Genomic DNA, 15,715 nt, shown 5'->3' on the forward strand with positions numbered 1-15,715 from the left:
GTGGTCTGGTAGTCACGTGCCTGGCTCAGGGAGCAGTTTCAGACGCTCAGAAAGTCGCTTCAGACGGCTGACAGACCTGATCCAATTTCAGATTTGCCCTTGTTCCCTGAGCAGCCCCGGTCTCACCGCTGAGCAGGCTTCAGGCAGCATACGCCTGCCGCTAAGACGCAACAACGCCAGCACTTTTTCCCATAAAAAAAAGCGACCCGAAGGTCGCTCTTTTTTGTGACGTTATCGCCTGCACATTATTTTTTGCGCGAATATTTCAGCGAGTCGAGCGCCACGGCGAAGATGATGATGCCGCCTTTGATGATGTACTGCCAGTAAGGGTTGACGCCGATATAGGTCAGGCCGTAGTTGATTACGGTGAAGATCAGTACACCGGTCACCACGCCCGCCACGCTACCGACACCGCCGGCGAAGGAGACGCCGCCGACCACACAGGCAGCAATCGCATCCAGCTCATACATAAAGCCGAGGTTGTTGGTTGCCGAGCCGATACGACCCGCTTCCAGCATCCCGCCGAAGGCGTAGAACACACCAGACAGCGCATAGATCATGATCAGGTTCAGTGGCACGTTAACGCCGGACACTTTCGCCGCTTCCGGGTTACCACCGATAGCAAAAATGTTTTTACCGAAGCGGGTTTTGTTCCACAGCACCCAGACAAACACAATCGCAATCACCGCGTAGAAGGTGATGAAAGAGAGCTTGAAGTCACCGAAGCGTAAAAAGCCCTGAGCGAATTTCGAGAAACCGGTATCAAAACCGGCAATCGGTGATGCGCCAACGAAATCGTAATAGAGCGAGTTGATGCCGTAGACGATGATCATGGTGCCCAGAGTGGTGATAAATGGCGTCACCTTGAGGTAAGCAATGATCACGCCGTTCACCAGACCAATCACGCCGCCGATGATGCAGACGGTGAGGATCACCAGTGGAATTGGCACCGTATCCAGCGTCGGGAACACCTTGTTAGCGTTGTCCATCGCCTGCAGCAGCGTGGCCGCGACCACCGCTGCCAGACCGACCTGACGACCGGCCGACAGGTCAGTACCCTGGGTAACAATCAGCCCCGCCACACCCAGTGCAATAATAATGCGCACCGAAGATTGGGTCAGAATGTTACTCAGGTTCATTAAACTTAAAAATGAGGGGTCCTGGAAAATAATAATAGCCAGCAATACCAGCAGAACGACATAAATGCCGCCCTCTTTTAACCAGGTTAGCGCATTCTTTTTTGTAGTCGCTTTCATGTTAACAGCCCTTGCTTCATTAAAGGTGTAATGACGCTAAACGCAATATTTCGTTCTGCGTGGTGGTTTTGGTATCAACAATGCCGGCTACCAGACCATTACTCATCACCAGAATACGGTCGGTAATGCCTAACAGCTCCGGCATTTCGGAAGAGATAATAATGATGCCCTTTTCTCTTTTCGCCAGCTCAGCAATCAGCTGGTAAATTTCGAATTTTGCCCCGACGTCAATCCCGCGTGTCGGTTCATCAAGCATCAGGATTTCAGGCTGGGTCAATAACCAGCGACCAATAATCACTTTTTGCTGGTTACCACCCGAAAGCGAACCAATCTGCGTATGATGGCCTGGCGTTTTTACCCGCATTGAATCGATAACCCATTGGGTATCACTCTTCATGCGTTTATTATCCAGCAGCCCCATACTGTTTTTATATTTTTTAATATTGGAAATAAGCGAGTTAAAACCAATATCCAGAAAAGCATAAATCCCGGTCGAACGACGTTCTTCCGTTACCAGCGCAAAACCGTGGTTAATGGCTTCGTTGGCGCTGTGATTATTAATCGGTTTACCGTGCAGTTTAATGGTGCCGCCCGATTTTTCGCGAATGCCAAACAGCGTTTCGACGATATCGGTACGTTTGGCACCCACCAGCCCGGCAATGCCGAGAATCTCCCCTTTACGCAGATCAAACGAGATGTCGCGAATCGATGGCTGACGCAATGACGTCAGGTTACGCACCTCAAGAATGGTTTCACCCGGCACGTTGGTGCGGTCCGGAAAACGCTGGTTCAGTGAACGGCCGACCATCATCGAGATGATCTTGTCCATATCCAGCCCGTCCAGCGGCTGAGTAGTGATCCACTGTCCGTCACGCAGAATGGTAATTTCGTCACACAGCTGGAAAATCTCTTCCATCTTGTGCGAAATATACACAATACCGCAGCCGCGATCTTTCAGTTTACGAATAATAGTGAACAGATGATTAACCTCTTTCTCGGTTAACGAGGAGGTTGGCTCATCCATAATCACAATTTTCGCGTCATAAGAGAACGCTTTGGCAATTTCAATCATCTGCATTTGCGACACGGAAAGATGCGCCACTTTGTCGCGGGGATCGATATCGATATCCAGCTCGTCAAAGATCGCCTTGGTGTCGTTATACATTTTATCCTGATCGACAAAGAAGCCTTTACGGGGATAACGCCCCAGCCACATGTTGTCCATCACGGTACGCTGCAATACCAGGTTTAATTCCTGATGCACCATCGACACGCCATTTTCCAGCGCCTCTTTGGAGCTTTTATAATCGATCTCTTTACCCTGAAACAAAATACTGCCGGTATCTTTCTTATAAATACCAAACAGACATTTTAATAAAGTGGATTTACCGGCGCCGTTCTCGCCCATTAATGCATGAACAGAGTGAGGCCGCACTTTTAAATTCACATTATCTAACGCTTTAACGCCGGGAAATGATTTACTGACATTGGTCATTTCCAGCAGATATTCTCGCTGCGCGGTCGTATTATCACTGGCCATAATTTACCTGGCTAAAAAACGGTGGTGACGTAAAAAAGGCGCGACACTCGCCGCGCCCGTAATCGATATTATTTCTGGAACTGTGAGAGGTTTTCTTTATCAACCGGTACGTAAGGTACGCGGACGATTTTGTCGACCATCTTGAAGTTAGTACCTTCGGTGGCGGCTTTGCCGTCAGCCAGGTTTTTCGCCATATCCAGCGTCGCTTTCGCCTGGTTTTCCGCATCGTTCAGCACGGTACCGGCCAGTGCGCCCGATTTCACCAGCGCCAGCGCTTCTGGCAGTGCATCGACGCCGAACACCGGGATGGAGCTCATGTTGTGCGCTTTCAGCGCTTCAACCGCACCCATCGCCATCGCATCGTTGTTGGCAATGACCACTTCGATTTTTTTGGCGTTCGGGCCTGACAGCCAGGCATCCATCTTGTCTTTCGCCTGCGCGGTATCCCACATCGCTGTGTCCATCGCTAACTGCTGAGTTTTCAGGCCATCTTTGTTCAGGGTATCGATAACATATTTGGTACGCGCTTCAGCGTCCGGGTGGCCCGGCTCGCCTTTCAGTAGCAGGAACTGAATCTGACCATCTTTGTTCAGATCCCAGGCCGGGGTCGCTTTCCAGTGCTTCTCAATCAGCTGACCCTGGATGATGCCGGACTCTTTAGAATCGGTACCGACATAATAGGCTTTGTCATAACCGGCCAGTACTTTGGCGTTCGGCTCTTTGTTGAAGAACACGACCGGCACATCATTTGCGCGCGCTTTGTCTACCACTACCGCTGCTGCAGCCGGGTCAACCAGGTTAATCGCCAGCGCTTTCACGCCTTTCGCCATCAGCACGTCGATCTGGTCGTTCTGTTTAGACTGGTCATTCTGCGAGTCATTCATCAGCAGCTGAACGCCACCGATGGTTTTCGCTTCTTTCTCGATGTCTTTGCGTACCATCGACATGAAGTTGTCATCATATTTATAAATGGTCACGCCGATACGGGTGTCAGCTGCGTGAGCGGTTGCACCAAACATCATGCTGGCAACCAGTGCTGTGAGCGTGAAAACCTTCTTATTCATGGTATCTCCGGTTTTTTTATGCAGGGTCTTTTTAGCTCTGCCGCGCTTCAGAGGCGGGAGAACAATCGGTAAAACTGATCGGCGACGCGGAATAGACACAACGTTACGCTAAGCCGCTGGACCGCCGTCCAAAATCTGACTTCCCTGTACGCAAACGCTTCCGTGAATATAAATATGTTGTGAACCATTTCATCCAGCGACTGAGACGGTGCCTGATGCGGTTAAGCGGGCGTTACATAATGTTTCAGTCCGGTAAGACGTTGCCATCATAGTGAGGGCAATGTTAATTAACTGTGAATGTAATCACAGATTGAAAACGGTTACATGGCTGAATCGCCTGAATTAGTGACGGACTCCACATTTTGCCGTTGCGCCACTGAATGACGGCGCACCAGCGTCGGCATAAAGATGTGCGTTGCGGTGTCATCCAGCAGCCCTGCCGCGCCCTGCAACGCCAGCTCTGTCGCCAGTTTTGCCATAGAAACAATGGGATAGCGAACGGTGGTCAGTTGTGGATCGGTGTAACGTGAAATCGGGATGTCATCAAAGCCAATGACAGAAAAATGCTGTGGAACCTGAATGCCGTTGTCTTTCAACGCAGTGAGTGCGCCCGCTGCCATGCCGTCGTTATAGGCAAACACCGCGCTCAGATTGAGGTTGCGTCCCAGCAGTTCAACCATGGCGGCTTCACCGCCCTGCATATCTGGCTCGGCGCTGGCGATCCAGCTCTCCTGAGGCCGCATGCCCTGCTCCGCCATCGCCTGCAGCCAGCCTTCGCGGCGCTGGGCGACATCTTCAATCGGGTGGCTGGAACAGAGGTAGCCGATCCGGCTATGTCCCTGTTGTAACAGGGTTCTTGAAGCCATCAGCGCGCCGGTAACGTTGTCGAGGCTGACGCTGCGATGTTCAAAGCCCGGTACTATACGGTTGATTACCACCATGCCCGGTACATGTTGCATAAACTCAGCCAGCTCCTGGTCTGAAAGCGTTTTCGCGTGCACCACCAGCGCACTGCAACGCTGGCGGATCAATACCTCAATCGCGTGGCGCTCTTTTTCTTCCTGATGCCAGGAGTTGCTGATTAACACATGCTTGTGCACGCGCTGCGCCACGGTATCGACCGCTTTGACCAGCGCGCCGAAGAAGGGATCGGAGACATCCATCACCACCACGCCGATGGTATCGCTGACCTGGGTGGCCAGCGCCTGGGCATTGGCGTTTGGACGATATCCCAGTGCATCAACGGCCTGTAACACGGCGTCACGGGTATCAGAGGTGACGGCGCTACTGTTATTGAGTACGCGCGAGACGGTCGCCACCGACACGCCAGCCTGACGGGCAACATCACGAATCGTTATCATGCAGCAGTTCCACAGAGGAAGAATAAGGCATCACGCCGGGTTGAACACCGGCGCTATTTTGTCAGGGGCGGGAGGCAGGCAGCGTGAATTGCGTCACATCAATGAAAACGGTTACATACAATTCTGCAACCTTTGTGATGGCGGTCATTATCTGGCGTTGTCAGTAACCGCTGGTTTACCGGCGGCCAGCAGCGTCAGGCGCCGCCATAGCCACTCCAGCGGACCCTGGGCAAAGTAATGTAACCAGATGAGTGAAAACAGAATGTTAATCAGCCATACCGCGGGTACCATCATCACCAGCTGCAGGCGAGTGAAGTGCATGAACAGCCCAAAGCGATAGAACAGCGTGGTACAGATCAGGGTCTGTAGCAGGTAATTGGTTAACGCCATGCGGCCAACGCACTGAATCGCATAGCTAATACGCCAGCGACTAATCCGCGACCAGTAACCGAGACAAAGCGCGGCATAGCCCAGGCTGATCAGCGGGCTGGCCAAATCGCGCGGGGTTTGCAGATAAAAGCCGGTCCAGCGAAACTCCCAATGTAACAGCCATTGCGCCGCGACCCCGGCCACCGCAATCGACAGCCCCATTGTCAGCAGCAGCGCTGCCGCCTGACGGTAATGCTGCGCTGAAAATTCGCCCGTCAGCCAGCCGCTGCGTAGCAGTGCGCCGCCAATCATCATCAGGCCGGCCAGCTGCCAGCCGTACTGCGCTGCCAGCGCCATCAGACCTGACGAGAGATGGTCGAGCCGGTTACTCACCGCTTCCCAGCCGCCGGTCAGTTTCCAGTATTGTTCATATTGCAGATCGGCCGCGCCCGGCAGCCAGGATCGGGTCGCCTGATGATCGGAAATCGATCCGAATACCAGCAATACGCCACAGCCCACCAGATAGAGCAGAATACCGGTGTTCATCAGGCTGCGGGTCGAAGGCACATCCCGCAACACCCGCCACACCACCAGGCCGATGATGCCGTAATCCAGCAGGATATCGCCTTCCCACAGCAACACGCCGTGCAGGAAACCGATAAATACCAGCAGCGTCAGGCGTGCCGTCAGCCAGCGACTGCCGCGCGGCAGCTGCATTTGCAGGCCCGCACCAAACAGCAGCGCAAATAGGGTCAGGAATTTGAGTTGAGCCAGCGCGTCAGAAACCGCCCATGTCCAGGCGTCGGACAGCGTGACGCTGCCCTGCCAGGCAGGATTCAGGTAGGCGGCTGACGGCAGACCGAAACCGACAATATTAAGCAGCAGGATGCCGAGAATGGCACATCCACGTATGAAATCCAGCGCAAGATAGCGTTGCATGCGGCACCCTGAATTGACGATGCGGGCCGCTGAGTGCGCCCGCCGTTGACTCAACTATGGCGTACCGCGCGCAGAAATTCCTGGCGGGTGTTTTGACTGGACTTGAACAGACCACCCAGCGAGGTGGTCGTGGTGGCGCTGGTGGCATCTTTGACGCCGCGCGCTTTTACGCAGTAGTGCACCGCGTCAATCGATACCGCGACGTTGTTGGTACCCAGCAGCGTTTGCAGCGCGACCAGTACCTGCTGCGTCAGACGCTCCTGCACCTGCGGGCGCTGGGCAAAGAACTGCACGATGCGGTTAATCTTCGACAGACCAATCACCGTATCTTTCGGGATGTAAGCGACGGTCGCTTTGCCGTCGATGATCACGAAGTGATGCTCACAGGTGCTGGTCAGGGTGATATCACGCACGGTCACCATCTCATCAACCTTCATTTTGTTTTCAATGACGGTGATTTTTGGGAAGTTGGCGTAGTCGAGACCGGAGAACACCTCATCAACGTACATTTTGGCAATGCGGTGCGGGGTTTCGATCAGGCTGTCATCCTGCAGATCGAGATTCAGCAGCTGCATAATTTCGGTCATGTGGCCTGCAATCAGGCTTTTACGCGTTTCGTCATCGAGGTCGCGCGTCGGTGCACGTAACGGCGTTTCCAGGCCACGCGCTAACAGCGCTTCATGGACCAGGGCAGCTTCCTGACTTAAGGTGCTCATCGTACTCTTCTCCGGCTGGTGTTGCGCCCGCCGGTTAATGCCAGCGGGCCCTGTTACTGAGCGCGTATTGTGAAACTTTCTTTGCGGGGAATCCAGCAATCAATCAGATTGGTGATCAACCCGCATCAGGCTGCACGTCGCCAGACCAGCAGGCCGGCCCATACCAGACTGGCTCCGGCTACCCACAACGCCGGTTCCAGCCGGTGCAGCAGCGCAGTGGACAGAAACGACAGCAGCGGGCCGACCAGCTGCCCGACCGCATAACCGGTGGTCAGTAAACCGGCCATGTAACGCAAATGCTGCGGCGCCAGTTCACGTGCATAGAGCAGCGACAGCTGCACCACGCTGAGAAAGCCACCACCGACCAGCAGCGCGCCGATCAACAAGCCACTGAAGCCCGGCAACAGCGCTGCCGCCAGTACGCCCAGCGCCTGCGCCCACAGCACCAGCGCCAGCCGTGCATGGCTGCTGCCCCAGCGCCGCGTCATAATACCAATCACAATCCCGACCATCGCCGCTCCGCCGAATATCGGCCAGACGAACTGCGCGAATGCCCCATCAGGAAAGCGTGCCGCCGCCATCTGCGACAGAAAGGTGGCAGGCAAAATGTAACCGAAGCCCGCCAGGCTGTAGCTCAGCACCAGCCGTTTCAGATTGCGGTTCAGCACCAGCGGTTCAGGTGCCTGATCCGGACGATGCAATTCGCCCCGACGCGGCAGATTACGGCTAATCAGCGCAATCAGCAGCAGCGCCAGCACGCCGTAAGCGGCCCATGCCAGCGACGCTGATACCTGGAAGCTGTGTAGTACCACTGCCAGTAGCCCGCTGACAAAAATACCGCAGCCGGGACCGGCAAACACCGCCGCCGATAAGCCGGCCCGGCCATGCCGGTGCAGCTGCTCATTGCTCCAGGCGGCCACCAGCACCATCGCCCAGCCGCTGGCCCAGCCAATCAGGAAGCGAATCGCCCCATGCAGCCAGGGACCGCTGACGCAGGCCGAGAGCAGCGTCAGGATCACCGCTCCCCAGACGCCAGCCAGTAACCGCAGTTCTACCCGGCGGTGTGCGCGCATCGCATCGAAGGAACCACACAGGTAACCGAGGTAGTTTAACGCCGCCACCAGGCTGGCACTGGTCAGCGTCAGCTGGTGCTCCTGAATCATCAGCGGTACCTGTGGCGTAAAGGCGAATCGCCCGATGCCCATCGCCACAAATAAGGTTAAAAATGCGCTAAGCGCGACGCGTACCGCCATTGCTGAACTCCTGTCGTGATGGCCTGGGATCTTTTCTGACTTGCTTACAGCATGCAGGATGTTTAAACTCACGGAAAGTGAATAATATTAACCAAGTTGTTTACGGGAAGAGAAGATATGGATTTAGTTCAGCTACGTATGTTCTGTTCCGTCGCCGAAAGCGGTTCGCTGGCGCGCGCGGCAGAACAGCTGCATCGCGTGCCCTCTAATCTGACCACGCGGCTGCGTCAACTGGAAGAAGAGTTAGGCGTTGATCTGTTTATTCGTGAGAAGCAACGCATTCGCCTGTCGCCAATGGGTCATAATTTCCTCAATTATGCGCAACGTATCCTGGCGCTGAGCGACGAAGCGATGAGCATGTCCCGCACCGGCGAACCGGCCGGTAACTTCGCGCTCGGCTCCATGGAGAGCACTGCCGCCACGCGGCTGCCCGGCCTGCTGGCAGCCTATCACCAGCGGTTTCCGAAAGTGGCGCTGTCGCTGATCACCGGCACTTCTGGCGAGATTATCGATCGGGTGCGTGAAGGCACCTTAGCGGCAGCGCTGGTTGACGGTCCGGTTTCGCATGACGATCTCAACGGTTGTATCGCCTTTCGCGAGGAGATGGTGCTGATTACCGGTCTCGATCACGCGCCGATTAACAGCGCACGCGACGTGCAGGGTGACACGCTGTTTGCCTTTCGCAACAGCTGCTCCTATCGGGTGAAGCTGGAGACCTGGTATCGCGACAGCCAGACCGCGCCCGATAATGTGATGGAGATTCAGTCCTATCACGCCATGCTGGCCTGCGTGGCGGGCGGCGCGGGGGTAGCGATGATCCCGGCCTCGGTGCTGAAGCAGATGCCGGACCGCTCACGGGTGCAGGCGCACACGCTGCCGCCGGGCTACCGCGATACGGCAACCTGGCTGATGTGGCGACGCGACGCGTTCACCCCGAACGTTGAAGCCCTGAAGTACCTGATCATTGAACAATTTGACGATCGTCCGCTCAACGACGAGCTGATTCACCCCTTAGCGGCGGCGAAATAAGCGTTCCGCGCTATGTTTAAGATCCTGGTAAGCCAGGCGTAATTGTTGCAGTCAGTCTGAATACGGACAGCGCGGAACAACCGGAGCGTACACGGAGTACGTGAGGATTGTGAGCACTGCCCGGGTTCAGGCTGGCAAATAAAATAGCCTGGTGAGCCAGGCGTAATTGTTGCAGGCAGTCTGAATACGGACAGCGCGGAACAACCGGAGCGTACACGGAGTACGTGAGGATTGTGAGCACTGCCCGTGTTCAGACTGGCAAATAAAATAGCCTGGCGGGCCAGGCTCTGAATCATCACCACCAACCGGACGCCCCTGCGCGTCACAATCTGACTGGAAGAGGGATTGCATGAATATGATCAAAACCCGTGCCGCTGTTGCCTGGGCTGCTGGCGAACCGCTGAAAATTGAAGAAGTGGATTTAATGCCGCCGCAGAAAGGTGAAGTGCTGGTACGTATCGTGGCGACCGGCGTTTGCCATACCGATGCCTATACCCTGTCCGGCACCGATCCTGAGGGCGTTTTCCCGGCGATCCTCGGCCATGAAGGTGGTGGCATTGTTGAAGCCGTCGGCGAAGGCGTCACCAGCGTCGAAGTCGGCGACCATGTGATTCCGCTCTACACGCCGGAGTGTGGCAAATGTAAATATTGCCTGTCTGGCAAAACCAACCTCTGCCAGGCGATTCGTACTACCCAGGGCAAAGGTCTGATGCCCGACGGCACCACCCGCTTCTATAAAGACGGTAAGCCGATTTTCCACTATATGGGCACCTCCACGTTCTCTGAATACACGGTGATCCCGGAAATTTCACTGGCGAAAATCAGCAAAGAAGCGCCGCTGGAAGAAGTCTGCCTGCTGGGCTGTGGCGTTACCACCGGCATGGGCGCGGTGATGAATACCGCCAAAGTGAAGGAAGGCGATACCGTGGCGATCTTCGGTCTCGGCGGCATTGGCCTGTCTGCGGTCATCGGTGCCAAAATGGCGAAAGCCGGTCGCATCATTGCCATCGACATCAACACCAGTAAGTTCGATCTGGCGCGCAAGCTGGGTGCCACCGATCTGATTTACCCGAAAGATTACGATAAGCCGATTCAGGAAGTGATCGTCGAGCTGACCGATGGCGGCGTCGATTATTCGTTTGAATGTATCGGTAACGTCAACGTGATGCGCTCCGCGCTGGAGTGTTGCCACAAGGGCTGGGGCGAATCCGTGATTATCGGCGTGGCCGGCGCGGGCGAAGAGATCTCGACCCGTCCTTTCCAGCTGGTGACCGGTCGCGTCTGGCGCGGTTCGGCGTTTGGCGGCGTTAAAGGCCGTTCACAGCTGCCCGGCATCGTGCAGGATTATCTCGACGGCAAGTTTGCGCTGAATGATTTCATCACCCACACCATGCCGCTGGAACAGATTAACGACGCCTTTGATTTGATGCACGAAGGAAAATCGATCCGCTCGGTAGTGCACTTTAACAAGTAATCAGGAGGCGTTATGGCATCCACTCTGGAGCTTCTGGAAGAACATCGCATTTTTGGCGGCTGGCAGCAGCGCTGGCGTCATCAGTCGGCGGTGCTGAACTGCCCGATGACGTTCAGCATCTATCTGCCGACCCCGCACGGCGATGCGCCACCGCCGGTGGTCTGGTTTCTGGCAGGGCTGACCTGCAATGATGAGAACTTCACCACCAAAGCCGGGGCGCAGCGGGTTGCCGCCGAACTGGGCCTGGTGCTGATCATGCCGGATACCAGCCCGCGCGGCGATCGGGTGGCGAATGATGAGGGCTACGATCTCGGTCAGGGCGCGGGCTTTTATCTCAACGCCACACAGCAACCGTGGGCCAGCCATTTTCGCATGTTCGATTATCTGAGCAGTGAGCTGCCGACGCTGATCGCTGATAACTTCAAGGTCAGCGAGCGTCAGTCGATTATGGGTCATTCGATGGGTGGACATGGCGCGCTGATGCTGGCGCTGCGTCTGGGCGGCCGCTTTGCCTCGGCATCCGCCTTTGCGCCGATTGTGAATCCGATGGATGTGCCGTGGGGACAGAAAGCGTTTCAGGCTTATCTGGGCGACGATCGCGCCGCCTGGCGTGAATATGACAGCTGTCAGCTGATGGCGCAGGTCTCGCATCGGCTGCCGATGCTGATCGATCAGGGCGACAGCGATCAGTTCTTAGCCGATCAGCTGCAGCCGGAGCGGCTGGAGTCGGTGGCGCAGGAGACGGGCTTCCCGCTGACCCTGCGTATTCAGCCGGGTTACGATCACAGCTACTTCTTTATCGCCAGTTTTGTTGAAGATCACCTGCGCTTCCACGCGCAGCATCTGCTGGCTCGCTAATCTTCACCTCATCTTCCCGCGCCGGGAGGATGAGGTGCTTCTCCCTTGCTGCTGACCGCCCTCTCGCACCTGATTACACCAGCGCGTCGTGCACCAGTCCGTCGATCATCACCTGCGGCATTCCGCGACTACAGTGCTCAATCCGTCCTTCAACGCCATACACCTGAGCCAGCGTGGCCGCTGTAATCACCCGATCCGGCTGACCTTCGGCGACCAGGCTGCCCTGTTTCAGCATTAACGCATGCTGAGCGTGACGCAGCGCGATATTGATGTCGTGCACCACCACCACCGTGACCATGTTGCGCAGTGCGGTTTCGCGCCGCACCAGATCCATCACGTGGAACTGGTAATTCAGATCGAGCGCGCTAAGCGGTTCATCCAGCAGCAGTAGCGAGGGGCGACGGATCAGTGACTGCGCCAGCCCGACCAGCTGCTTCTGCCCGCCCGACAGCTGATCGAGGTAGCGCATCGCCAGATGGGCAATCCCCAGCTGTTGCAGCAGATGCATCACTTCCGCTTCGCTGTTAGCGCTGTGCAGGCCACCGGAGGCGCGTTGCGCCACAATAATCGACTCCAGCACGTGCAGATGCACCCCGGCCGGCAGCGACTGCGGCAGATAGACCACATGCTTTGCCCGCTGTGCAAACGGCTGGGTCATCAGGTTTTCGCCGTTGAGCCACATTTCGCCACGGCCTTTATTCAGGCCGGCCAGCGCCCGCAGCAGGGTCGATTTGCCGCAGCCGTTTGGCCCGAGCAGCACGGTAATCTCACCGCGCGGCAGCGGCGCGATATTCAGGTTTTCAATCACCTTGTGTTTAGGATAACCGGCGCTAAAACCGCGTAAGGTCAGACCCTGTTGCATCAGACTGTCCCCCGATGACGCAAAATAATACTCAGGAAGAACGGCACGCCAATCAGCGAAGTGACAATGCCGACCGGAATGATCACGCCGGGGATCAGGTTCTTCGAGGCGACTGACGCCAGCGACAGCACCAGCGCCCCCACCAGCGCACTGGCCGGCAGATAAAAGCGGTGATCCTCACCGAACATCATACGGGCGATATGCGGTGCCACCAGGCCAATAAAGCCGATCGGGCCGACAAAGGCCACCGCCAGCGCAGAGAGAATACTGATGCGCAATAAGGTCGCCAGCCGCAGGCGGCGCACGTCAATGCCAAAGCTCACCGCGCGGTCTTCGCCTAAGCGCAGCGCCGTCAGCTTCCAGCTGCTCAGCAGCGAAAACGGCAGCAGGATGGCCAGCGCCACGGTCAGCACGCCCAGTTTCTCCCACGAGGCACGCGCCAGGCTGCCCATGGTCCAGAACACCAGACCCTGCAGCGTATCTTCGCTGGCGATAAACTGCATCATCGAGACCAGCGCATTAAAGGTGAATACCAGCGCGATACCGAACAGCACCACACCGGCTGACGACACCTGCGTCCAGCGGGTCACCGCATCCAGCATCAGGGCGGCAAACAGCGCAAACACGAAGGCGTTGGCGGAAATCAGCCACTGATCCGGGACGCCGGGAATGCCGATGCCGAGAATGATTGCCAGCGCGGCGCCAAAGGCTGCCGCAGACGAGACGCCAAGGGTAAACGGGCTGGCAAGCGGGTTATTCAGGATGGTCTGCATTTCTGCCCCTGCCAGGCCGAGTGACAGGCCGACCACGATCGCCATCAGCGCATACGGCAGACGAATGTCCCAGACGATAACCCGGGTTCCGGCATCGACGCTCTCCGGGCTAAGCAGGGTGTTCCACAGCGTTTGCAGTGACAGGCCCGCCGGACCGAGGGTGAAGTCGAGGATCAGAGAGGCGAGAATCGCCAGCAGCAGCACGCCAATCCACATCATGCGACGCCGCAGTACCTGATGATAGTTTTGCACGCTGTGTTCAGGCGATTCAGTGCCTGTCAGCAGCGAAGATTCTGTCGTCATGTTTAACCCTGTTGTGACTATCCGGTCAGAAAACGCAGCCACAATAGTGCAGGTGATAATAATTATCAATTCGTGAGAATAAGCGAGGCGTGAAAAAAGCAGAAAAAAGCGCGCTAACAGGCAGGATACTGACTCAGGGAAAATACGCCTTTCGCAAAGACGCAAAAGCGCCATCCGTGGCAGGCTCAGCGCGCGCGATTACGCACCTCATCCCTGAGGTGCGCCGGTAGCCGGGCCAACGCGTTGCGTTTTTGTCCCTGGCCCGCGCTGCTTTGCTACAGGCGTATGCTCCCGTCGCTTTACGTTTTACTGCGGTCATCCAAAACGACGGAAGGCACCACGCTTCAGCGCAGCATTAATCTTTATGGATCGGGAATTCCATTTCGCTGTACTTCACAAAACGGCTGCCGCGCGTCAGCTTGTAACCGAACCAGATAATCAGGAACAGCGGAATACCGATGTAGGTCGCCGCCACGCCGTACCAGTCGATGCGGTCATTGAGGAACGCCTGGTAGTTCTGACCGAGGGTAATGATCAGGCAGAGCACAAAGGCGAAGATCGGACCCAGCGGGAAGAAGCCGGAACGGTAAGGCAGCGCGTTCACGTCATGCCCTTGCGCCACATAGCCGCGACGGAAGCGGTAATGGCTGATGGCAATACCGAGCCAGGCGATAAAGCCGGTCATGCCCGAGGTGTTCAGCAGCCAGAGATACACTTCCTGGTTGCCAAATTTTGAGGTCAGGAAGCACAGCCCCGCCACCACGGTGGTGGCCCACAGTGCATTGCGCGGCACGCCGCCTTTTGACAGCCGGGCAAAAATCCGCGGCGCTTTGCCTTCGCTCGCCAGGTTGTAGAGCATGCGGGTGGAGGCATACATGCCGGAGTTACCGGCTGACAGCACCGCCGTCAGGATCACCGCATTCATCACCGCCGCCGCCGACAGCAGACCGGCATTACGGAACACCAGAGTGAACGGGCTGACGCTGATATCGTTGATATCATTGTGCAGCAGCTGCGGATCGGTATACGGCAGGATCAGGCTGATAATCAGAATGGCGAACACATAGAACAGCAGGATACGCCAGAAAATCTGCCGCACCGCCCGCGGGATGTTTTTGGCCGGATCTTCAGATTCGCCCGCCGCGATACCGATCAGCTCGGTGCCCTGGAAGGAGAATCCGACAATCATCGCCACGCCAATCATCGCCGCAAAGCCGCCGGCAAACGGTGCGTCACCGACCTGCCAGTTCTGCCAGCCTGCGTGCTCTGCACCGCGCATGATGCCGGTGATCATCAGCACGCCCACCACGATAAAGATGATCACGGTCGCTACTTTGATCAGCGAGAACCAGTATTCCGCCTCGCCAAAGCCCTTCACCGAGATGTAGTTCATCAGGAACATCAGGCAGAGGAACAGCGCACTCCAGATCCAGCCAGGCGTGTCGGGGAACCAGTAGTTCATCACCAGTTGCGAGGCGACCAGGTCAACCGCAATGGTCACCGCCCAGTTGTACCAGTAGTTCCAGCCGAGCGCGAAACCAAAGCCCTCTTCAACGTACTTTGCGCCGTAGGTGGCGAACGAACCTGATACCGGCATAAATGCCGCCAGTTCACCGAGGCTGGTCATCAGAAAATAGACCATCAGTCCGATCAGGATATAGGAGAGCAGCGCGCCGCCAGGACCTGCCTGAGCAATGGTCGCGCCGGACGCGACAAACAGGCCGGTACCGATTGAACCGCCAATGGCGATCATCGTCAGATGACGCGCTTTTAACGCACGTCGTAACGCAGGTTGTTGTGTTGTATTTGAGTCATTATGCATGTGTAAACGCTACGCTGGGTAAAAATGAGGCGCGATTGTAGCAGCTAAGCCTGCGCTGTATAGCGAATGCCGCGCTGTTATAAGTTACGTTCATGA

General features: G+C 56.4%; 13 protein-coding genes. 3 read left to right on the top strand and 10 right to left on the bottom strand.

What is annotated here, in order from left to right; genetic code table 11:
* Positions 1 to 245 precede the first annotated feature (245 nt).
* The 7 genes from mglC to FHW04_RS17410 all read right to left on the bottom strand — a co-directional run bounded on the left by mglC (position 246) and on the right by FHW04_RS17410 (position 8,498).
* A complete protein-coding gene (gene mglC, locus FHW04_RS17380; protein ID WP_031377131.1) occupies positions 246 to 1,256 on the bottom strand; it encodes a galactose/methyl galactoside ABC transporter permease MglC in 1,011 nt (336 codons plus the stop codon).
* A 19-nt stretch (positions 1,257 to 1,275) separates the two neighbouring features.
* Positions 1,276 to 2,796, bottom strand: a complete 1,521-nt coding sequence (gene mglA / locus FHW04_RS17385; protein WP_046288201.1) for a galactose/methyl galactoside ABC transporter ATP-binding protein MglA — start codon at positions 2,794 to 2,796, stop codon at positions 1,276 to 1,278.
* Positions 2,797 to 2,864: 68 nt separating this feature from the next.
* The gene (mglB, locus tag FHW04_RS17390) at positions 2,865 to 3,860 is read right to left on the bottom strand and encodes a galactose/glucose ABC transporter substrate-binding protein MglB (RefSeq protein WP_179420055.1); all 996 of its coding nucleotides are present in this window, start codon (positions 3,858 to 3,860) and stop codon (positions 2,865 to 2,867) included.
* Positions 3,861 to 4,180: 320 nt separating this feature from the next.
* On the bottom strand, positions 4,181 to 5,221 hold the full coding sequence (gene galS / locus FHW04_RS17395; RefSeq protein ID WP_046288200.1) for an HTH-type transcriptional regulator GalS: 1,041 nt from the start codon (positions 5,219 to 5,221) through the stop codon (positions 4,181 to 4,183).
* A gap of 147 nt (positions 5,222 to 5,368) precedes the next feature.
* Positions 5,369 to 6,529 (bottom strand): DUF418 domain-containing protein YeiB, encoded by a 1,161-nt coding sequence (yeiB, locus tag FHW04_RS17400; RefSeq protein ID WP_031377129.1) that lies wholly within the window; start codon positions 6,527 to 6,529, stop codon positions 5,369 to 5,371.
* A 50-nt stretch (positions 6,530 to 6,579) separates the two neighbouring features.
* Entirely contained in the window at positions 6,580 to 7,245 is a 666-nt protein-coding gene (gene folE, locus FHW04_RS17405; protein ID WP_031377128.1) for a GTP cyclohydrolase I FolE, read from the bottom strand.
* A gap of 125 nt (positions 7,246 to 7,370) precedes the next feature.
* Positions 7,371 to 8,498, bottom strand: coding sequence for a YbfB/YjiJ family MFS transporter (locus FHW04_RS17410; protein WP_069728971.1), 1,128 nt, complete (start codon positions 8,496 to 8,498; stop codon positions 7,371 to 7,373).
* A 117-nt stretch (positions 8,499 to 8,615) separates the two neighbouring features.
* On the opposite strand from FHW04_RS17410, the gene ptrR reads away from it, so the two are divergent.
* The 3 genes from ptrR (at position 8,616) to fghA (ending at position 11,859) form a co-directional block, all read left to right on the top strand.
* The gene (gene ptrR / locus FHW04_RS17415; protein WP_089561722.1) at positions 8,616 to 9,527 is read left to right on the top strand and encodes a putrescine utilization regulator PtrR; all 912 of its coding nucleotides are present in this window, start codon (positions 8,616 to 8,618) and stop codon (positions 9,525 to 9,527) included.
* 349 nt (positions 9,528 to 9,876) lie between these two features.
* Positions 9,877 to 11,001 carry an S-(hydroxymethyl)glutathione dehydrogenase/class III alcohol dehydrogenase gene (locus FHW04_RS17420; protein WP_089561721.1) on the top strand — a complete coding sequence of 375 codons (1,125 nt, stop codon included), beginning with the start codon at positions 9,877 to 9,879 and terminating at the stop codon, positions 10,999 to 11,001.
* 12 nt (positions 11,002 to 11,013) lie between these two features.
* Positions 11,014 to 11,859, top strand: coding sequence for an S-formylglutathione hydrolase (fghA, locus tag FHW04_RS17425; RefSeq protein ID WP_031377124.1), 846 nt, complete (start codon positions 11,014 to 11,016; stop codon positions 11,857 to 11,859).
* Between the two features lie 73 nt (positions 11,860 to 11,932).
* Here the strand turns inward: fghA and FHW04_RS17430 are convergent, their stop codons facing one another.
* The 3 genes from FHW04_RS17430 to FHW04_RS17440 form a co-directional block, all read right to left on the bottom strand.
* Positions 11,933 to 12,721 (bottom strand): ABC transporter ATP-binding protein, encoded by a 789-nt coding sequence (locus FHW04_RS17430; protein WP_089561720.1) that lies wholly within the window; start codon positions 12,719 to 12,721, stop codon positions 11,933 to 11,935.
* Positions 12,721 to 13,797 (bottom strand): FecCD family ABC transporter permease, encoded by a 1,077-nt coding sequence (locus FHW04_RS17435; RefSeq protein ID WP_031377122.1) that lies wholly within the window; start codon positions 13,795 to 13,797, stop codon positions 12,721 to 12,723. Before FHW04_RS17435 ends, FHW04_RS17430 begins: the two co-directional genes overlap by 1 nt.
* A gap of 355 nt (positions 13,798 to 14,152) precedes the next feature.
* Positions 14,153 to 15,619 carry an amino acid permease gene (locus tag FHW04_RS17440; RefSeq protein ID WP_031377121.1) on the bottom strand — a complete coding sequence of 489 codons (1,467 nt, stop codon included), beginning with the start codon at positions 15,617 to 15,619 and terminating at the stop codon, positions 14,153 to 14,155.
* Positions 15,620 to 15,715 lie beyond the last annotated feature (96 nt).

It is taken from the genome of Pantoea sp. AN62 (genome assembly GCF_050432985.1).
GTDB classification, from domain to species: domain Bacteria; phylum Pseudomonadota; class Gammaproteobacteria; order Enterobacterales; family Enterobacteriaceae; genus Pantoea; species Pantoea brenneri.